The 18948-nt window shown below is 55.6% G+C and carries 19 protein-coding genes and 1 other annotated feature; of the genes, 7 read left to right on the forward strand and 12 right to left on the reverse strand.

Annotation, left to right across the window (positions count from 1 at the left end; translation table 11 throughout):
• Positions 1-2: 2 nt before the first annotated feature.
• The 3 genes from clpB to rluD all read right to left on the reverse strand — a co-directional run bounded on the left by clpB (position 3) and on the right by rluD (position 4427).
• A complete protein-coding gene (gene clpB / locus ACL2XP_RS20910) occupies positions 3-2576 on the reverse strand; it encodes an ATP-dependent chaperone ClpB (protein ID WP_413735083.1) in 2574 nt (857 codons plus the stop codon).
• A gap of 130 nt (positions 2577-2706) precedes the next feature.
• On the reverse strand, positions 2707-3450 hold the full coding sequence (gene yfiH, locus ACL2XP_RS20915; protein WP_413735084.1) for a purine nucleoside phosphorylase YfiH: 744 nt from the start codon (positions 3448-3450) through the stop codon (positions 2707-2709).
• A 2-nt stretch (positions 3451-3452) separates the two neighbouring features.
• Positions 3453-4427 carry a 23S rRNA pseudouridine(1911/1915/1917) synthase RluD gene (rluD, locus tag ACL2XP_RS20920; RefSeq protein WP_413735086.1) on the reverse strand — a complete coding sequence of 325 codons (975 nt, stop codon included), beginning with the start codon at positions 4425-4427 and terminating at the stop codon, positions 3453-3455.
• Between the two features lie 131 nt (positions 4428-4558).
• On the opposite strand from rluD, the gene bamD reads away from it, so the two are divergent.
• The 4 genes from bamD (at position 4559) to pheA (ending at position 7477) form a co-directional block, all read left to right on the forward strand.
• Entirely contained in the window at positions 4559-5290 is a 732-nt protein-coding gene (gene bamD / locus ACL2XP_RS20925) for an outer membrane protein assembly factor BamD (RefSeq protein ID WP_413735087.1), read from the forward strand.
• A gap of 384 nt (positions 5291-5674) precedes the next feature.
• Positions 5675-6010, forward strand: a complete 336-nt coding sequence (raiA, locus tag ACL2XP_RS20930; RefSeq protein ID WP_413735088.1) for a ribosome-associated translation inhibitor RaiA — start codon at positions 5675-5677, stop codon at positions 6008-6010.
• A gap of 158 nt (positions 6011-6168) precedes the next feature.
• Positions 6169-6295 (forward strand) — a sequence feature (Phe leader region).
• On the forward strand, positions 6170-6217 hold the full coding sequence (gene pheL / locus ACL2XP_RS20935) for a pheA operon leader peptide PheL (RefSeq protein WP_413739241.1): 48 nt from the start codon (positions 6170-6172) through the stop codon (positions 6215-6217). (Overlaps the previous feature by 48 nt.)
• A 24-nt stretch (positions 6296-6319) precedes the next feature.
• Positions 6320-7477: a bifunctional chorismate mutase/prephenate dehydratase gene (gene pheA / locus ACL2XP_RS20940; RefSeq protein WP_413735089.1), complete on the forward strand. Its 1158-nt coding sequence runs from the start codon at positions 6320-6322 to the stop codon at positions 7475-7477.
• An 81-nt stretch (positions 7478-7558) separates the two neighbouring features.
• On the opposite strand, the gene tyrA is transcribed toward pheA, so the two are convergent.
• Together tyrA and ACL2XP_RS20950 are read right to left on the reverse strand one after the other, a co-directional pair.
• Positions 7559-8680, reverse strand: a complete 1122-nt coding sequence (gene tyrA / locus ACL2XP_RS20945; RefSeq protein WP_413735090.1) for a bifunctional chorismate mutase/prephenate dehydrogenase — start codon at positions 8678-8680, stop codon at positions 7559-7561.
• A gap of 6 nt (positions 8681-8686) precedes the next feature.
• Complete coding sequence (locus ACL2XP_RS20950; protein WP_413735092.1) at positions 8687-9763, reverse strand: 3-deoxy-7-phosphoheptulonate synthase; 1077 nt, start codon at positions 9761-9763, stop codon at positions 8687-8689.
• A gap of 447 nt (positions 9764-10210) precedes the next feature.
• Here ACL2XP_RS20950 and ACL2XP_RS20955 point away from each other — a divergent pair, with 447 nt between their 5' ends.
• Complete coding sequence (locus ACL2XP_RS20955; RefSeq protein ID WP_413735093.1) at positions 10211-10570, forward strand: DUF2799 domain-containing protein; 360 nt, start codon at positions 10211-10213, stop codon at positions 10568-10570.
• An 87-nt stretch (positions 10571-10657) separates the two neighbouring features.
• Here the strand turns inward: ACL2XP_RS20955 and rplS are convergent, their stop codons facing one another.
• From rplS to ffh, 5 genes are all read right to left on the reverse strand, one after another.
• Positions 10658-11008 carry a 50S ribosomal protein L19 gene (rplS, locus tag ACL2XP_RS20960; protein WP_413735094.1) on the reverse strand — a complete coding sequence of 117 codons (351 nt, stop codon included), beginning with the start codon at positions 11006-11008 and terminating at the stop codon, positions 10658-10660.
• Positions 11009-11081: 73 nt separating this feature from the next.
• Positions 11082-11828, reverse strand: coding sequence for a tRNA (guanosine(37)-N1)-methyltransferase TrmD (gene trmD, locus ACL2XP_RS20965; protein ID WP_413739242.1), 747 nt, complete (start codon positions 11826-11828; stop codon positions 11082-11084).
• A gap of 37 nt (positions 11829-11865) precedes the next feature.
• Positions 11866-12414, reverse strand: coding sequence for a ribosome maturation factor RimM (rimM, locus tag ACL2XP_RS20970; RefSeq protein WP_413735095.1), 549 nt, complete (start codon positions 12412-12414; stop codon positions 11866-11868).
• An 18-nt stretch (positions 12415-12432) separates the two neighbouring features.
• On the reverse strand, positions 12433-12681 hold the full coding sequence (rpsP, locus tag ACL2XP_RS20975) for a 30S ribosomal protein S16 (protein ID WP_323479966.1): 249 nt from the start codon (positions 12679-12681) through the stop codon (positions 12433-12435).
• A gap of 111 nt (positions 12682-12792) precedes the next feature.
• Positions 12793-14154 carry a signal recognition particle protein gene (gene ffh, locus ACL2XP_RS20980; RefSeq protein WP_413735096.1) on the reverse strand — a complete coding sequence of 454 codons (1362 nt, stop codon included), beginning with the start codon at positions 14152-14154 and terminating at the stop codon, positions 12793-12795.
• A 176-nt stretch (positions 14155-14330) separates the two neighbouring features.
• Between ffh and ACL2XP_RS20985 the strand changes: the two genes are divergently transcribed.
• Positions 14331-15122, forward strand: coding sequence for an inner membrane protein YpjD (locus ACL2XP_RS20985; protein ID WP_413735097.1), 792 nt, complete (start codon positions 14331-14333; stop codon positions 15120-15122).
• A gap of 71 nt (positions 15123-15193) precedes the next feature.
• Positions 15194-16483 (forward strand): HlyC/CorC family transporter, encoded by a 1290-nt coding sequence (locus ACL2XP_RS20990; RefSeq protein WP_413735098.1) that lies wholly within the window; start codon positions 15194-15196, stop codon positions 16481-16483.
• A gap of 94 nt (positions 16484-16577) precedes the next feature.
• Here ACL2XP_RS20990 and luxS read toward each other — a convergent pair whose 3' ends face one another.
• The gene (luxS, locus tag ACL2XP_RS20995) at positions 16578-17093 is read right to left on the reverse strand and encodes an S-ribosylhomocysteine lyase (RefSeq protein WP_413739243.1); all 516 of its coding nucleotides are present in this window, start codon (positions 17091-17093) and stop codon (positions 16578-16580) included.
• A gap of 159 nt (positions 17094-17252) precedes the next feature.
• Positions 17253-18815, reverse strand: coding sequence for a glutamate--cysteine ligase (gshA, locus tag ACL2XP_RS21000; RefSeq protein ID WP_413735100.1), 1563 nt, complete (start codon positions 18813-18815; stop codon positions 17253-17255).
• Between the last annotated feature and the right edge of the window lie 133 nt (positions 18816-18948).

Here is an 18948-nt window from a genome sequence, read left to right on the forward strand (position 1 = left end):
AGTTATTGGGTCGCCACGATATGGCCGTCCTTCACTTCCAGCCGGATAGGCACGCCGGGAACCAGCGTTCCGGCCAGCATCTGCTGCGACAGCGGGTTTTCGATCTCCTGCTGGATCGCCCGTTTCAGCGGCCGCGCGCCGTATACCGGATCAAATCCGGCTTCGCTGAGCAACTCAAGCGCCTGCGGACTCAGCGTCATGGTGTAGCCGCGATCTTCCAGGCGTTTGTACAGCCGCTGCAGCTGGATTTGCGCAATCTCGGCAATATGCTCCCGACCCAGCGGATGGAATACCACCACTTCGTCCACGCGGTTAATAAACTCCGGACGGAAATGATGGCTGACCACACCCAGCACCATATCCTTCATTTCCTGGTAGTTCATCTGGCCAAAGCGTTCCTGGATAACATCGGAACCCAGGTTGGACGTCATGATCACCACGGTGTTGCGAAAATCCACCGTCCGCCCCTGCCCGTCGGTCAAGCGCCCGTCATCCAATACTTGCAGCAGGATGTTGAACACATCCGGATGCGCTTTTTCTATTTCATCCAGCAAGATCACCGAATAAGGGCGCCGGCGCACCGCTTCCGTCAGGTAGCCCCCTTCTTCATAACCGACATATCCCGGAGGCGCGCCCACTAACCGCGAAACGGAATGTTTTTCCATGAACTCGGACATATCGATACGCACCATGGCGTCATCGCTGTTAAACAAAAAGGTGGCCAGCGCTTTGCACAGTTCGGTTTTACCCACGCCGGTCGGGCCTAGGAACATAAAGGAACCGATGGGCCGGTTGGGGTCCGCCAAACCGGCGCGGCTGCGCCTGATGGCGTTGGATACCGCCTCCACCGCTTCGTTCTGGCCGATGACCCGCTGGTGCAGTTCCTGCTCCATGCGCACCAGTTTATCCCGTTCGCTTTCCAGCATGCGCGATACCGGGATACCGGTCCAGCGCGCCAAAACTTCGGCGATCTCGGTATCGGTGACGCGGTTACGCAGCAGGCGCATGGTTTTGCCTTCCGCCTGGGACGCCGCCGCCAGCTGTTTCTCCAGCTCTGGGATCTTGCCGTACTGTAATTCGGACATGCGCGCCAAATCCCCTACGCGCCGCGCCTGCTCGATGGACAACTTCGCCTGTTCCAGTTCGGCCTTCAGGTTTTGCGTGCCGGAGAGCGAGGCCTTTTCGGCTTTCCACTCTTCTTCCAGCTCGGAATATTCCCGTTCCTTTTGGGACAGCTCGGCGTTAAGCATATCCAGGCGTTTGATACTGGCGTCATCGGACTCTTTCTTTAACGCCTGCTGCTCCAGCTTAAGCTGGATGATACGGCGTTCGAGCCGATCCAGCGCTTCCGGCTTGGAATCGATTTGGATACGGATGCTGGAAGCCGCTTCATCAATCAGGTCGATGGCCTTGTCAGGCAATTGCCGGTCGGAAATATACCGGTGGGACAAGGTCGCCGCGGCCACGATGGCCGGGTCGGTAATCTGCACATGGTGATGCAGTTCATAACGCTCTTTCAGGCCGCGCAGGATGGCGATGGTATCCTCCACGCTCGGCTCGGCGACAAATACCTTTTGGAAACGACGCTCCAGCGCCGCGTCCTTTTCGATATATTGCCGGTATTCGTTCAGCGTGGTGGCGCCCACGCAATGCAGTTCGCCGCGCGCCAGGGCGGGCTTGAGCATATTGCCGGCATCCATGGCCCCATCGGCTTTACCCGCCCCGACCATGGTGTGCAATTCATCGATGAACAGGATGATATGGCCTTCCTGCTTGGACAAATCGCTCAACACCCCTTTGAGGCGTTCCTCGAACTCCCCGCGATATTTCGCGCCGGCCACCAGCGACCCCATATCCAACGACAGTACCCGGCTGTTTTTCATGCCTTCGGGCACCTCGCCGTTAATGATGCGCTGCGCCAAACCTTCGACAATGGCGGTTTTACCCACCCCGGGCTCGCCAATCAGCACCGGGTTGTTCTTGGTGCGGCGCTGCAGCACCTGGATGGTACGGCGAATTTCTTCATCACGGCCGATGACCGGATCAAGTTTGCCTTGCTCCGCCCGCTCGGTCAGATCGATGGTGTATTTTTTCAATGCCTGCCGTTGGTCCTCGGCGCCTTGATCGTTCACGTGATCCCCGCCTCGCATTTGTTCAATGGCCTGGGTGATTTTTTCCGCTGTGGCGCCGGCTGATTTCAGCAGGTCGGCCAGGGTGCCGCGCGATTCCAGCGCCGCCACCACAAACAGTTCTGATGAAATAAAGCTGTCCGCGCGTTTTTGCGCCAGCTTATCGCACAGATTCAATACCCTGACTAAATCCGCGGAAGGCTGGACGTCGCCGCCGGTGCCTTCCACCTGCGGCAGGCGCTCGATAGCCTGTTCGATAAGGGTGCGCAGCGATCCGGGATTAATGCCGGCGGATTGCAACAATGGACGTACGGTGCCGCCTTCCTGATTGAGCAAGGCCTGCATAACATGTAATGGTTCGATGAATTGATTGTCGCGCCCGAGTGCAAGGGACTGGGCATCGGCGAGGGCAAGCTGGAATTTATTGGTAAGACGATCCAAGCGCATAACTCCTCCCATATTGGTCAAAATTGCTACTGGAGATTAAATAAGGTCGTTTATTTAAAATTCAAGGATATTTCGCCAATATAGTTGGGAGACACCCGTCATCCGCCATGGACCGTCTTGGTGAAAGAGATTATATCAGCCAGACCAAACTTGCCATACGTCCGGTGACTCCATCGCGCCGATATGAGAAAAATGATGCTGATTGCGTCACGGTGCAATGGTCCGCGCCATAGATGCGCCAGACTCCGGCGGCGCGCAGCCGCAGCCGGGCCAACTGATAAATATCGGCGAAATATTTATCCCCGTGGGCGATAAAAGCGCCCGACGCCTGGGGGTCGTGGGCGACAAACGCCGCTTTGACCTCCGGACCGACTTCAAACGCCCGCGGGCCTATCGCCGGCCCCAGCCATGCCATCAGCGCAGCGGGATCGGCCTCAAAGCGCGCCAGCGTCTGTTCCAGGATGCCGGCGTTCAATCCGCGCCAGCCGGCGTGGGCCGCAGCCACTTCCCGGCCATCCTGGTCGCACAAAAGCACCGGCAGACAATCGGCGGTCATCACCGCGCATACCTGTCCGGGCAGGCGGGTGTATACCGCGTCGGCCCGGCATGGCGCCGCCAACGCGCCGTCAAGGGGGCCGTCCAGGGTGATGACATCCGTGCCGTGCACCTGCTCCAGCCAACGCGGCGCGGCGGGCAGTCCCGCCATGGCGGCCAGGCACCGGCGGTTTTGCGCCACCGCGTCCGGACTGTCCCCGACATGATCGCCCAGGTTCAGCGACGCATAGGGTTGCCGGCTTACGCCGCCCCCGCGGGTGGTGGAGCAAGCCCGCACGTTAGCCGGCGCGGGCCAGTCGGGAACCAATAGATGTCCCACGGCTAGTCCATTTGATCGTTGAACATTTCGGTATCCGCTTTCATCGCGGCGATTAAATCCACCATATCCTGCGGCAACGGCGCGTGCCACTCCATTTCGATCGAGGTAATAGGATGATACAGCCGCAGCATGGTGGCGTGCAGGGCCTGGCGATCGAAACCGCGCAACAATTCGACAAACGCGTCCGACGCGCCTTTGGGCGGACGCGGACGGCCGCCGTAGAGCGGGTCGCCCACCAGCGGATGGTTGATATGGGACATATGTACCCGGATCTGGTGGGTACGGCCGGTCTCCAGGCGCAGGCGCAGCCGGGTATGGGCGCGAAAATGCTCCATGATCCGGTAGTGGGTCACCGCGGGTTTGCCCATCGGGTGCACCGCCATATGGGTGCGCTTGGTGGGGTGGCGTGAAATCGGCTGTTCCACGGTGCCGCCGGCGGTCATATTGCCGATGGCGACCGCTTCATATTCACGGGTGATTTCCCGCGCCTGCAGCGATTCAACCAGCCGGGTTTGCGCCGGTACGGTCTTGGCGACCACCATCAGGCCGGTGGTGTCCTTGTCCAGGCGGTGGACGATACCGGCCCGGGGCACGTCCGCAATGGCCGGATAATAATGCAGCAACGCGTTGAGAATAGTGCCGTCGGCATTGCCGGCGCCCGGATGCACCACCAGATCGCGGGGTTTATTCAACACCAGGATATCGTCGTCTTCATAAACGATATTCAAAGCGATATCTTGCGCGGCCCAGCGGGTATCTTCTTCAATAATCGAATCAATTTCAATGCTCTCGCCGCCCAGGACCTTTTCTTTCGGCGTGGGGGTGACCTGTCCGTTGACCCGTACCCTGCTGTCGAGTATCCAGACTTTTATGCGCGATCGTGAATATTCAGGGAACATTTCGGCCAAAGCCTGATCTAATCGTTGCCCAAGTTGTGATTCATTCACCGTTCCGGTGAGGAGTTGTTGTTGTGCCATATGCAGCTTCTTCGTTATCGTTGGGTTTTCACGGCAATGCCGTTTAGAATAATATGCTATTGTAGCTGGTCTCATTCGGGAACTTAACGGACAGTCTCCCGGAATAACACTCTGAGGATAAGCAAAACGTCATGATGCGTATGAAATATCTGGTGGCAGCAGCCACATTGAGCCTGATGCTGGTCGGTTGCTCCAGTTCCAAGGATGCCGTTCCCGATAATCCGCCCTCTGAGATTTATGCGTCCGCCCAGTTGAAATTGCAGGACGGCAACTATAAGGGAGCCATCAAAGAACTGGAAGCCCTGGATAACCGCTATCCATTCGGTCCCTATGCGCAGCAGGTTCAGCTTGATTTGATTTATGCCTACTATAAATCGGCGGATTTGACCTTAGCCCAAGCCTCGATCGACCGTTTCCTGCGCCTGAATCCGACGCATCCAAACGTGGATTATGTCCTCTATATGCGTGGTCTTACCGATATGGCGCTGGATGACAGCGCATTGCAGGGGTTCTTCGGCGTGGATCGTTCCGACCGCGACCCCGAACACGCCCGCGCGGCCTTCCGTGATTTTACGCAACTGGTTCGCGGGTACCCGAACAGCCAGTATGCCACGGATGCCGGCAAACGTCTGGTTTATCTGAAGGATCGCCTGGCCAAATACGAGCTGGCGGTTGTGCAGTTTTACACCAAACGCGGCGCCTATGTGGCCGTAGTCAACCGGGTTGAACAGATGCTGCGCGACTTCCCGGATGCGCAGGCGACCCGTGACGCGCTGCCGCTGATGCAAAATGCCTATCAGCAAATGCAGTTGCAGGGCCAGGCCGACAAAGTGGCGAAAATTATCAACGTCAATCCGGCCTGATCCGCCGCCGTCCCATCAACGCAACGGTAGCTTCGGCTACCGTTTTTTTTGCCCATGTTTTGCCGGCGATAACAAACAGCGGTTGCCCCTGTGCCCAGGTTGGGTAAATCACGGCGGAAGGGAAGGAAGCGGGGGCGGATCGTGAACGGAAAACCGCGGCCGGCAGCGATGCGTCGCCATTATCCGGCCGGTATCCAATTTGGTTATCCAGTCAATAATGCCCCATTCAATGGCAACACTCAAGACCCTCCCGCCCTTTCCGGCGCGAGGGTCACAAAACCTGTGATCGCCCCCGCAACGCCGAAAAAAAAGTGATATAAATCACACTTTTTCGGTCATTGGGGGGTATGCTTAAGCCACGTAGACGAAAAGAGAGGTAGTGATATGATTATCAATATTACCAGTAAACAAATGGAGATTACTCCAGCCATTCGTCAACATGCCGAAGAGCGTCTGGCCAAGCTTGCCAAATGGCAGACCCAGCTGATAAACCCTCATATAATCCTCTCAAAGCAACCGCAGGGATTCGTGGCCGATGCCACCCTCAACACCCCTAACGGACAATTGGTCGCCAGCGCCAGCAACCAGGATATGTACGTTGCCATTAACGAGCTGATCGCAAAATTGGAGCGCCAGCTCAATAAAGTTCAGCATAAAGGCGAAGCGCGCCGCGCCGCCGAATGCGTCAAGACGTCCATCAATCTGGCCGTAGAAGAATAGCGGTAGCCTACAGCGCGCGTCTTTGGGGCGACCCTCCCCCGCGAGACCGGCTCATTTATTGCCAATCAAGCATAACGCGCCCTCCCGGCGCGTTTTATATTGACAGAATGAAAAGCCAGCGGTTACTGTAACCCTCCCATAGTCCATAAAGCTGACGCCATGCATATCAACCCGTTTTTCTTCGCCTTCTTTTTTACCTTCCCCTGAACTGGAGGCCGGTCGTCCTATGAGAAAGAATACGAAGACGAACAAAAAAGCCTCCTGACCACAGGAGGCTTTTTTTATGACAGTTTGACAGGTGACAACAACATGAATGACAACCCATTATTAGCGCTGCGCGAGCGCATCAGCGCGCTGGATATCAAACTCCTGGCGCTGCTGGCGGAACGGCGCGAGCTGGCGCTGGACGTCGCACGCAGCAAATTGAATACCCATCGCCCCATCCGCGATAAAGCCCGCGAGCGGGATTTGCTGGAACATCTGGTGACCGAAGGCAAAAAACTGCATCTGGACGGTTTTTATGTCACCCGGCTGTTTCAGCTGATTATTGAAGATTCCGTGCTGACCCAGCAGGCATTGTTGCAGGCGGATCTCAACCAGAACCTGGAGCGTTCGGCCCGTATCGCTTTTCTCGGGCCAAAGGGGTCCTATTCCCATTTAGCCGCCAGGCAATACGGAGCGCGTTATTTTGACCAGACCGTGGAGTGCGGCTGCCAGAAGTTCCCGGACATTATCCAGTTAGTGGAGACCGGACAGGCCGATTACGGCGTGCTGCCCATTGAAAATAGCAGTTCAGGGTCCATCAACGACGTCTATGACCTGCTGCAGCACACCAATCTCTCGCTGGTGGGTGAATTGACCAATCCCATCGATCATTGCGTACTGGTGGCCGGCGACACCAGCCTCGACCAAATCGAGGTGGTTTATAGCCATCCGCAGCCGTTCCAGCAATGCAGCCAGTTTATCAACCGTTATCCGCAATGGAAGATTGAATACTGCGAAAGCACCGCCGCAGCCATGGAAAAAGTGGCTGCGCTGCGCTCCCCGCACGCGGCGGCGCTCGGCAGCGGCCCGGGCGGCGCGCTTTACGGTTTGCAGGTACTGGAGCAAAACCTGGCCAACCAACAGCAAAATTTCACCCGCTTTATCGTGCTGGCGCGCAAGGCGATTGACGTGTCCGAGCAGGTGCCGGCCAAAACCACCCTGATCATGGCCACCGGCCAGCAATCGGGCGCCCTGGTGGAGGCGCTTTTGGTGCTGCGCGATCACGGCATCGTGATGACCCGGCTGGAATCGCGGCCCATTCATGGCAATCCGCGCGAAGAGATGTTTTATATCGATGTGCAGGCTAACCTGCGGGGCACGGCGATGCAAAAGGCCCTGGTGGAGTTACAGGCCATTACCCGTTCACTAAAAGTGCTGGGCTGCTATCCATCGGAAAACGTAGTGCCGGTCGAACCGCAATAAGCGCCGGCGCATCAGGAAAGTAAAACGTACCGCCAGGAAGTAAATACGCCTGGCGGTATGGCAGCAACGCCCGCGGCGCTGTTATTTACGGATATCGTTGGCCTGGCGCAGCAACATCCGGCTTTCCACCAGGAAGCTCTCGGCATAACTGCCGAACCACTGCTCGATTTTTTTAAACCGATCGATAAACGCCTGTTTGTCCCCCTGCTCAAGCAGGGTGATAGCCTCGCCAAAGCGCTGGTAATAGCGTTTAATCAAGGCCAGGTTGCTCTCTGACGACATGATGATATCCGCGTACAGCTGCGGATCTTGCGCAAACAGCCGGCCGATCATCGCCAATTCCAGCCGGTAGATAGGGGATGACAGCGCCAGCAACTGCTCCAACTGGACGTTTTCTTCCGCCAGATGCAGCCCATAGGCAAACGTGGCGAAATGGCGCAGCGCCTGGATAAACGCCATATTCTGATCGTGCTCCACCGCGCTGCTGCGGTGCAGGCGCGCGCCCCAGACCTGGATTTGCTCCAGCAACCACTGATAGGCTTCCGGCTGGCGCCCGTCGCAATACACCACCACCTGCTTGGCCAAGCTGCCGCTATCCGGTCCGAACATGGGATGCAGACCCAGCACCGGCCCGTTATGGGCGGCCAGCATCGCTTGCAGCGGCGCATTTTTTATCGACGCCAGATCCAGCAAGATGCAATCGGCCGGGAGCGGCGGCAGGCGCTCGATAACCTCCACGGTGACGTGGATCGGCACGCTGACAATCACCATGCCCGCATCCGCCAGCAGATCCGGCGCCCGGGGCCAATCCTCCTGCTCCAGGATCTTCACCTGGTAACCGGACAACGTGAGCATTTTTGCGAACAGTCCGCCCATCTGGCCCCGACCGCCGATTATCACCACCGGCCGTAGCTGCGGGCAAAGCGTTTTAAACCCTTTGTCATTTTCGCTGGAGTAAGACTCGCGCATCACCCGTCTTAACACATCTTCAATCAGGTCCGGCGGAACTCCCTGGGCCTGAGCTTCGTGGCGGCGCGACGCCAGCATGGCCGTTTCGCGATCCGGGGCGTAGATAGGTAACCCATAACGGCTCTTTACTTCCCCTACCTCGGCTACCAGATGCAGGCGCCTGGCCAGCAAACCCAGCAACGCTTTATCCACCTCATCGATCTGATCCCGTAATGCGTTTAGCTCCGCTACCATACTTTCTTATTCTCCCGACAGCCGTCGCGTAAGGACATCGCGCAGTTCATGATGCAGTTGTCGTAACAGTGTATCGGTAGTTGGCCAGTTGATACAGGCATCCGTCACCGAAACGCCATAACGCATGTCGCCGCGCGGCCCATCGGATGATTGATTGCCTTCATTGATATGGCTTTCAAGCATCAGTCCGATGATGGAACGGTTGCCCGCTTTAATCTGCTCCAGCGCCGATTGCGCCACTTCGGTCTGGCGACGGTAATCTTTATTGGAGTTACCGTGGCTGCAATCGATCATCAGCGCCGCGTTCAGCCCCGCTTTGGCCATTTGCTGCTCGCAATCCGCGATGTCCGCGGCATGATAATTCGGCTGCTTGCCGCCGCGCAAAATCACATGGCCGTCAGGGTTGCCGCGGGTTTGCAGCAAAGAAACCTGCCCCGCCTGGTTAATGCCCATAAACCGGTGGGACATGGCGGCGGCGCGCATGGCGTTGATCGCGGTGGCCAGGCTGCCGTCGGTGCCGTTTTTAAACCCGACCGGCATGGAGAGGCCCGAGGCCATTTCCCGGTGGGTCTGGGATTCGGTGGTGCGGGCGCCAATGGCCGACCAGCTGAACAAATCGCCTAAATATTGCGGGCTATTGGGGTCCAGCGCTTCGGTGGCCAGGGGCAGTCCCAGGCGTACCAGTTCCAGCAGCAGGCCGCGGGCGATTTTCAGCCCGGCCTCCACATCAAACGAACCATCCATGTAGGGGTCGTTGATCAACCCTTTCCAGCCCACCGTAGTGCGGGGCTTTTCGAAATAGACGCGCATAACGATGTAGAGTTGATCGCCCAACTCCGCCGACAGCGCCGTTAGCCGCCGGGCATAATCCAGGGCGGAATCCAGGTCATGGATGGAACACGGACCGCAAACCACCAGCAAACGCGGATCGCGCCCATGGATGATATCGGCGATGGTTTGGCGCGACGAGGCGATAGCCTGCTGTTCCCGATCGGTTAAAGGAAATTGCCGTTTTAATTCTTCCGGCGTAATCATGACCTGTTCATCGATAATATGAACATTATTGAGCGCGTCTTTCTGCATGGTGCGTATCCTGAAAAAGAGTGGGATGGCCGCGGGTCGGGTAAATCCCCTGGACCGCTGGCTTATGGGTATACCATACCATGTGTCGTAAAGTTTTCAATCCATAGGTGTAAATATTTTATTACTACCATTGCCCTTACCAACGGGCAGACAAATAAACGCGGACAGCAGCATAAAACTCGCTCAAAAACGCCATATATTCGTCCTTAAACGGCATAAAAAACTGTTTCCAAGAGTCACGGACAGGTCATAACAGTATTTATTGCGGGTGCGGATTTGAGTATTCAATACTATTTTCGTAAACTTAAATGTACACTTAATTTGACTCCGGCGCTGTGCCCATCCGGTGCCGTTAACTTCCCGCAGCGGCATGACGCTTCAGTTTGCGTCTGGCATTACCCATCCCTATGATAAACTTAATGCTCTGCTGCTGAAGACCGGATACTAATGAAAACTCGTGCCTTCTGTGCCCTATTATTGCTGCTCGGTGGCTGTAGCTCATCCATGGCCCCGCCGAACACCGGCCACGCGCCCTCCCAGTGGTATCAGGTGGGATATCATGATGCCCTGGCGGGCAAAATCGTCCGCGATAACGATACCCTGGCGGAGTGGTTCGGCAACCCGCAAATCGATCGGGATGCCTATCTGCAAGGATACCTGGCCGGCCAGGAAAAATTATGCCAGGCCGCGACGGTACGCGACTTGGGTATAAAAGGCGTTAATTTCCCCGCCAGCTGCGACGGAACGGCCAACGCGGAATCGCTTAAACAGCAATGGCAGCAGGGTATCGATGCGGCGCAGCCTTAATCCGCCGGGCCGCGCCAAATAAAAAAAGGGTCAGCCAACCGGCCGACCCTCTGATAACTAAAAGCTTTCGGATGTTGCGAAAGCGTACTAGGCGTTAAGACGCTCTTTGATACGGGCAGACTTACCAGTACGTTCACGCAGGTAATACAATTTCGCCTGACGAACGGCACCACGACGTTTAACAGCAATGCTGTCAATTACCGGTGAATGCGTCTGGAATACACGCTCAACACCTTCGCCATTGGAAATTTTGCGAACAGTGAATGCAGAATGCAGACCGCGGTTACGAATAGCGATAACCACGCCCTCGAATGCCTGCAGACGTTTTTTACTGCCTTCAACGACCCATACCTTCACTTCCACGGAATCACCCGGACGGAATGCAGGCACGTCCTGCTTCATCTGCTCTTCTTCAATCTGTTTAATAATGTTGCTCATAATAGGTCTCTTACCCTAGGTAAACTGAGTGTTCAGGCCAGTCAGAGCGTTAACCCTGATGCCCTTAATAGTTTTATTGCTTTGGCTGATATTCCCGTTGGAACTCAGTCAGCAACTTTGCTTGCTCGTCAGTCAGAGCTAGGCTTTCCAGAAGTTCAGGTCTTCTAAGCCAAGTACGGCCCAGCGACTGTTTCAAGCGCCAGCGGCGGATCTCAGCATGATTGCCCGACAGCAAAACCGGCGGAACCTCCATGCCTGCCAACACCTCGGGACGGGTATAATGCGGGCAGTCCAGCAAGCCTTCGGCGAAAGAGTCTTCCGCCGCCGAGGCTTCATGACCCAGCACCCCCGGTATAAACCGGGAAACGGAATCAATCAGCGCCATGGCCGCCAATTCACCACCGCTGAGCACATAATCGCCGATTGACCATTCTTCATCAATTTCGGTGGCTATCAGGCGCTCATCTATACCTTCATAACGACCGCATACCAGAATAATCTTCCGATTGGCGGCCAGCTCGCTCACACCTTGCTGATCGAGCTTACGTCCCTGAGGGGAGAGATAAATAACCTTCGCCCCTTCGCCTGCCGTGTTTTTCGCCTCGTGAATGGCATCCCGCAAGGGCTGCACCATCATCAGCATCCCCGGTCCGCCGCCATAAGGGCGTTCGTCCACGGTGCGATGCCGATCGTGTGTGAAATCACGCGGACTCCAGCACTGCATTTCCAGCAGGCCGTTTTTCACTGCCCGGCCGGTTACCCCGTAATCAGTAATTGCGCGGAACATTTCGGGAAACAGGCTGATTACACCAATCCACATACCGCAGTTCCACCCAATAGCTGCTTTACATCCGGGGTCAAAAATTCGGGTCCCATTCAACCTCGATGACATGAGCGTTGAGATCGACATTTTTGATAACCTGTCCGTCTAGGAACGGGATCAAACGTTCCTGAATACCGAAGGCATCCTTCAGGTTGGCTTTTACCACCATGACATCGTTGGAGCCGGTTTCCATCATATCGATGACTGCGCCGAGCTGATAACCCGCGGTGGTTACGACCTGGCAACCCGTAAGGTCTTTCCAGTAATAATCACCCGCGTCAAGAGCCGGCAGCTGCGTTGAGTCCACGACGATTTCACAGTTCGTCAGCAGAGCCGCGGCCTCCCGATCTTCCATGCCTTTGACCTTAATGATCAAATCCTGGCTATGGCGCTTCCAGCCTTCCAGCTCGATAAGCTGCCACTCACCCGCCCGTTTAATAAACCAGGGCTGGTATTCAAAAATGCTTTCGGACTCTTCAGTGGATGAAAACACTCTGAGCCAACCGCGAATGCCATACGTCGATCCCATTTTACCCACTACAATGGGGTTAGTGGGAATTGCGGTACGGATTTGTTTGCTCATCGCTACCACCAAGATCCATTAAGCCGCTTTCTTAGCGTCTTTAATCAATCCAGAAACGCGTTCTGAAACGGTTGCGCCCTGGCTGACCCAATGCTCGATACGATCCAAGTCCAAACGCAGGCCTTCAGCCTGACCGGAAGCGATCGGGTTGAAAAAGCCAATACGTTCAATAAAGCGACCATCACGCGCATTGCGGCTGTCAGTCACGACGATTTGATAAAACGGGCGTTTTTTTGCGCCGCCACGTGCCAAACGAATTGTTACCATAACATCCTCTTTAGTTAATAAAACAACCGGGCCCCATCGAGGAACGGGGCCCAGTTGCCATACAAAAAGCCCCAAAATATTACTCGTTTTGGAGCAAAAAGCAATCGATAGTTAACGCCCCGGGAAACCGGGCGGCATCATACCTTTCATGCTGCGCATCATTTTCGCCATTCCGCCCTTTTTCATCTTCTTCATCATGCGCTGCATGTCGTCGAATTGTTTCAGCATGCGGTTAACGTCCTGAACCTGTAAACCGCAGCCGGTGGCAATGCGGCGTTTGCGGGAGCCCTTGATAATTTCGGGCTGGGCGCGTTCCTTGTGCGTCATGGAATTAATGATGGCTTCCATGCGGACCAGAACGCTGTCGTCCATTTGCGATTTTACATTGGCGGGCAGTTGGCCGGCGCCGGGCAGCTTGCTCATCATGCTGGCCATGCCGCCCATGCTGCGCATCTGTTTTAGCTGATCGAGGAAATCGGTTAAGTCGAAACCGTCGCCTTTTTTCAGTTTATTGGCCAGTTTTTCGGCCTGCGCGCGGTCGACCTTGCTTTCGATATCCTCGATCAAGGAAAGCACATCGCCCATGCCCAGAATACGCCCGGCGATACGGTCGGGGTAGAACGGCTCCAGAGCGTCGGTTTTTTCACCCACGCCCATGAATTTAATGGGTTTGCCGGTGATCTGGCGGATGGACAGCGCCGCACCGCCGCGCGCGTCGCCGTCGACCTTGGTCAGGACCACGCCGGTGAGCGGCAGGGCCTCGTTAAAGGCCTTGGCGGTGTTGGCGGCGTCCTGCCCGGTCATGGCGTCCACCACAAACAGGGTTTCCACCGGCCTGATGGCCGCATGGATCTGTTTGATTTCGTCCATCATGGCGGCATCGACATGCAGGCGGCCGGCGGTATCCACCAGCAGCACGTCGTAAAACTTCAGCTTGGCCTGCTGCAAAGCCTGGCTGACGATATCCAGGGGCTTTTGCGCGGCGTCGGAGGGGAAAAAATCCACGCCGACGGTTTCCGCCAGGGTTTCCAGCTGTTTGATCGCCGCGGGGCGGTATACGTCGGCCGATACCACCAGCACTTTTTTCTTGTGCTTTTCGCGCAGGTATTTGCCCAGCTTGGCGACGCTGGTGGTTTTACCGGCCCCTTGCAGGCCCGCCATCAATACCACCGCCGGCGGCTGGGCCGCCAGGTTCAGCTCATTGTTTTCCTCGCCCATCGCGTTGACCAGTTCGGTACGCACGATTTTGACGAACTCTTGGCCGGGGGTAAGGCTTTTATTCACTTCCTGGCCGACCGCGCTCTCTTTTACACGATTAATAAAATCGCGCACCACGGGCAACGCCACGTCGGCTTCGAGCAACGCCATGCGCACTTCGCGCAGGGTTTCTTTAATGTTCTCTTCTGTCAGGCGGCCCCGGCCGCTGATATTGCGCAACGAGCGCGATAATCTGTCGGATAAATTTTCAAACATCGTTTTCTACTCAACCTGCTCAACCTGGAGTCCGGCCGCTTGTGCGACATTATTGCCGGGTAGTATAACACGAAGCAGCGGGAGATCGCTGCCCCAACAACGAGAACGGTTGGAGCGGGACGCCGCTGACGCTATACTGATCGCCTCATTCTTCTTAGCCAAAGCCCATTAGCGATATGTCCTGGATTGCCCTTCTGGCTTTTATTGCCTACGCATTAAGTCTCGGCCTGATTTTGCCCGGCATTTTGCGCAGGAACAGCGCTTACCGGCGCCTGGCGTTACTCGCCGCCGTAGTGGCGCTGGTATGCCATGGCTGCGCCCTGTATCTGCGTATTTTCGATGTACACGCCGGGCAAAACCTGAGCCTGCTGAATATCGGGTCGCTGGTGAGCCTGGTGATCGGCATTGTGATGACCTCGGTCGCCACCCTGAACCGGGGCTGGTTCCTGCTGCCCGTCATCTATATTTTCGCCATGATCCATCTGGCGGCCTCCACGATCATCCCCGGGGAATTCATCACCCACCTTGAAACCACGCCGGGGCTGCTGGTGCATATCGGCCTGGCGCTGTTCTCCTATTCGGTGCTGATTATCGCCACGCTTTATGCTTTCCAACTGGCCTGGCTCGATCATATGCTCAAGACCAAACGGCTGACCTTCAGTGCCGATATGCCGCCGCTGATGGGCATCGAGCGTAAGATGTTCCATATCACGCAGGTGGGCGTTATATTACTCACGCTCACTTTATGCACCGGCTTGCTGTATATGCAGAATATGTTTAGCGGTGAAAATCTGCATAAAGCGGTGCTCTCCATCATCGCCTGGCTCGTCTATATTGTTTTATTATGGGGTCATTATCGTGAAGGCTGGCGCGGTCGCCGTGTGGTTTGGCTGAGCCTGGTCGGCGTGCTGCTGCTTACATTGGCCTATTTCGGCAGCCGCATTTGGCAAAATATCGCGACGGGCTGACCCGCAGGCCGCCGGCCTTCCTGGCGAAACGCATTTTCGCCAGGCTTAACGCCTAAAAAGGAATCCCCACGTTGGAACATGTTTCAACCAGTACGCTGATAATTATTTTAGTGATTATGGTACTGGTGTCGGCCTATTTTTCCGCGTCAGAAACCGGCATGATGACGCTTAATCGTTATCGCCTGCGCCATCTGGCCAAACAGGGCAACCGCGCCGCCAGACGGGTAGAAAAGCTGCTGCGCCGCACCGACCGCCTGTTGAGCCTGGTGCTGATCGGCAATAACCTGGTAAATATCCTGGCCTCGGCCTTGGCGACGATTGTCGGGATGCGCCTGTATGGCGATATTGGCGTGGCGATATCCACCGGGGTGCTGACGTTTGTCATCCTGCTGTTTGCCGAAGTGCTGCCCAAAACGGTGGCGGCTCTCTATCCCGAACATATCGCCTTGCCCAGCAGCCTGCTGCTGGCGCCGCTGCAAAAAATCATGATGCCCCTGGTTTGGCTGCTCAATATCATTACCCGTATCCTGATGCGGATTATGGGGATCAAAGTGCCGTCAAGCCTGAATGACGCCCTCAGCAAAGACGAACTGCGCTCCATCGTCAACGAGTCCCGCTCCCTGATCTCGCGCCGCAATCAGGATATGCTGATTTCGGTGCTGGATTTGGAAAAAGTCAGCGTGGGCGATATCATGGTGCCGCGCAACGAGATCGTCGGCATCAATGTCAACGACGAGTGGCGCAATATCATCCGCCAGCTCACGCACTCCCCCCACGGCCGCATCGTGCTATACCGCGATAACCTCGACGACGCCATCGGCATGCTGCGGGTGCGCGAGGCTTATCGCCTGATGACCGAGCGGCAGGAATTCACCAAAGAAAACCTGCTGCGCGCCGCCGATGAAATTTATTACATCCCCGAAGGCACCCCGTTAAATATCCAATTGGTGAAATTCCAGCGCAATAAAGAAAAAGTGGGGCTGATTGTCGATGAATATGGCGATATCCAGGGGCTGGTGACGGTTGAAGATATCCTGGAAGAGATTGTCGGTGATTTTACCACCTCGATGTCCCCCACCCTGGCGGAAGAAGTGATTCCGCAAAGCGATGGGTCGGTGCTGATCGAAGGCGGCGCGAATATTCGTGAACTGAACAAAGCGTTTAACTGGACGCTGCCGGAAGCCGAGGCGCGCACCATCAACGGCATGCTGCTCGAAGCGCTGCAGGATATCCCGCCGGTAGGCACCCAGACTCAGATCGACAGCTACCAGATCGAAATCATGGCGGTGCAGGATAATATGATTAAACAGGTCCGCATCACCCCGCTAAAGGCCTTTAAAGCGGGCCTGGACGAAACCTGAAGACCTTCGCGCCCCCGGTGATTGCCCATAAAAAAGCCCTCCGATGGAGGGCTTGGACTTTACAGACTCCCGGCACGGCGGGCCTGGCATCAACTCAGATATGCAGCTCGGCCAATTTTTCTTTGGGCAGGGCCAGCTCATCGTTGTGGTTTACCCGGATATCATGATCGAGAATATGCTGGGCGATTTCCTGCGCTTCCGGTAGGGAATGCATGTGGTACGTGCCGCATTGATATTCATTCAACTCCGGGATTTTGTTCTGGTCAGTGACTTTCAGCACATCGGCCATTGCACCCTTCCAGGCGTTGGCTACGCGAACCTCATCCGGCGCACCGATAAGGCTCATGTAAAAACCGGTACGGCAACCCATGGGTGAAATATCCACGATTTCAACACCGTCACCATTAAGATGATTACGCATAAAACCGGCGAACAAATGTTCCAGAGTGTGAATGCCCCGTTCAGGCATCACTTCCAGATTAGGTCGGCAAAAACGTAAATCAAAGACGGTGATGGTATCGCCATGGGGAGTTTTCATGGTTTTCGCAACACGTACCGCAGGCGCTGCCATGCGGGTGTGGTCTACGGTAAAGCTATCCAACAGTGGCATATCGTCACCTCCTCTAAAAAGATTATTTTTTTTTACCGTTTTAAGGAAACTTTTTTCCTTGCCGCGAGTCTGAATTATTGAAAGACGCGCATTTGTTATCATCATCCCTGTATTCAGAGATGTTTATTTGGCCACAGTTTCTGTGGCCTTTTCTTTTTTTCAGCCGGCGTTATGCTGCGCTAAAAACTGTTCGAAGCTCAACGTATCCGCTGCTTCAATTTCACGCTGCCGTTTCCAGGAACGCTCCTGTTCCGCCGCAAAAAGATCTTCATTCAATACTTCAAAAGGTTCATCACACAGCGTTTGATGGTATTGGTTGGCTAAAATCAACCCCAGCCCGGCAATGCCATGCTGCTTCATCGCCTGCAAAATCCGTGCGGAAAAGGTCAGTTCCGGATCGTCAAAACTCGCCACCAGCGCATCGCAGGCCTGCTGATATTGCTGATTGTGATTATTGCCATCAAGAATAACCGCCACGCGACGCAAATCGCGAAATAGCGCCTTGCCGACCTCGGCCAGGGGCTGCTGTTGCGAACCGCAGTCAACCCCAAGGGTCAAGCCCGGTTTACGGCCTTCCAGAATCACCTTATTCCAGTTGGTGCGGGTACACAACACCTCCTGGGCGCTCATTTCCGGCGCCTGCGCAAGCGCGCACCAAATCAGAAAAAGGTCCAGAAAACGCGCCTGCTGCTCATCGATGCCAATCGGCGAGAAGGGGTTGATATCCAAGGACCGCACTTCGATATATTCGATGCCGCCGCGTTTTAACGCATCGGATGGCGATTCGCCTTTAAAGGTCACGCGCTTGGGGCGAACCGGCGCGTACAGCTCGTTTTCAATCTGCAAGACGTTGGTGTTGACCTGCAAACGCTTGCCGTCTCGCTCCAGTCCGATACGCTGGTAGTCGGCGGAAGGCGTTTTGATGGCCTGCTTGAGTCCGGTAATATAATCCTCAAGGCGGTTGAAGGTAATGCCGAGCTGGCTTTGCGATTTATTGGTGTATCCCAGGTCGCTCAGGCGCAAGGCCGTGGCAAACGGCAGATACAGCATGCCGGACTTGGCTTTTTCAAACGGCAGGTCGGTGGCGCGGCCTTCAAGGAACGACGAGCAAACCGCCGGGGAAACGCCGAATAAATAAGGGATGATCCAGCCAAAGCGGTAATAATTGCGGATCAGGCGCAAGTAGCCGTCGGAAATGGCCTCTTTGCCGCTGGCTTCATCGGTTACGCCCAACCGCGCCTGCCAGAACGCCATCGGCAGCGAAAAATTATAATGTACGCCCGAGATAACCTGCATCAATGCGCTGTAGCGGTTTTTTAGCCCTTCCCGATATAAGGTCTTAAATCGCCCTATATTGGATGAGCCATATTGCGCCAGTTCAATGGGGTGCGTGTTATTGATAAAACAAGGCATGCTCATGGGCCACATACGCTCGTCCCCAAGATGACGCGCCACATGGCGATGGATATCCCGCAATAGCGCCAGCAAATGATCGATGTCTTCATCCACCGGCGTAATGAATTCGAGCAGCGCCTCGGCAAAATCCGTCGTGATCCACTTATGCGTCAACGCCGCGCCCAGTAATTCCGGGTGCGGGGTCTGCGCCAGGTGGCCATTGGCGGCAATACGCAGGGTTTCTCGTTCCACACCTCGCCGTATCCCCTTTAGCGCATGGGGATTGGCTTCCAGCCAAGTGAGCGCTTCTGATACGTCCGGGATCAAATTGACCTCCCGCGGTTAATTTTGTATTGGGTAAGCATAATTGAAACTACTCGTTTATGGCTATTTATCATTATCATTAACGCATTCATCATCAGGTTATCCCCGGCGAGGTTAACCGGGTCGATACGCCTTA

Source organism: Sodalis sp. RH21 (assembly GCF_047324175.1).
Classification (GTDB): Bacteria; Pseudomonadota; Gammaproteobacteria; order Enterobacterales; family Enterobacteriaceae; genus Acerihabitans.

Excerpts from the sequence above, each read along its gene's own strand:
- clpB (WP_413735083.1), bottom strand. The coding sequence starts at position 2,576 with ATGCGCTTGGATCGTCTTACCAATAAATTCCAGCTTGCCCTCGCCGAT.
- rluD (WP_413735086.1), bottom strand. The coding sequence starts at position 4,427 with ATGGCACAACAACAACTCCTCACCGGAACGGTGAATGAATCACAACTT.
- bamD (WP_413735087.1), top strand. The coding sequence starts at position 4,559 with ATGATGCGTATGAAATATCTGGTGGCAGCAGCCACATTGAGCCTGATG.
- raiA (WP_413735088.1), top strand. The coding sequence starts at position 5,675 with ATGATTATCAATATTACCAGTAAACAAATGGAGATTACTCCAGCCATT.
- pheA (WP_413735089.1), top strand. The coding sequence starts at position 6,320 with ATGAATGACAACCCATTATTAGCGCTGCGCGAGCGCATCAGCGCGCTG.
- tyrA (WP_413735090.1), bottom strand. The coding sequence starts at position 8,680 with ATGGTAGCGGAGCTAAACGCATTACGGGATCAGATCGATGAGGTGGAT.
- ACL2XP_RS20950 (WP_413735092.1), bottom strand. The coding sequence starts at position 9,763 with ATGCAGAAAGACGCGCTCAATAATGTTCATATTATCGATGAACAGGTC.
- ACL2XP_RS20955 (WP_413735093.1), top strand. The coding sequence starts at position 10,211 with ATGAAAACTCGTGCCTTCTGTGCCCTATTATTGCTGCTCGGTGGCTGT.
- rplS (WP_413735094.1), bottom strand. The coding sequence starts at position 11,008 with ATGAGCAACATTATTAAACAGATTGAAGAAGAGCAGATGAAGCAGGAC.
- trmD (WP_413739242.1), bottom strand. The coding sequence starts at position 11,828 with ATGTGGATTGGTGTAATCAGCCTGTTTCCCGAAATGTTCCGCGCAATT.
- rimM (WP_413735095.1), bottom strand. The coding sequence starts at position 12,414 with ATGAGCAAACAAATCCGTACCGCAATTCCCACTAACCCCATTGTAGTG.
- rpsP (WP_323479966.1), bottom strand. The coding sequence starts at position 12,681 with ATGGTAACAATTCGTTTGGCACGTGGCGGCGCAAAAAAACGCCCGTTT.
- ffh (WP_413735096.1), bottom strand. The coding sequence starts at position 14,154 with ATGTTTGAAAATTTATCCGACAGATTATCGCGCTCGTTGCGCAATATC.
- ACL2XP_RS20985 (WP_413735097.1), top strand. The coding sequence starts at position 14,331 with ATGTCCTGGATTGCCCTTCTGGCTTTTATTGCCTACGCATTAAGTCTC.
- luxS (WP_413739243.1), bottom strand. The coding sequence starts at position 17,093 with ATGCCACTGTTGGATAGCTTTACCGTAGACCACACCCGCATGGCAGCG.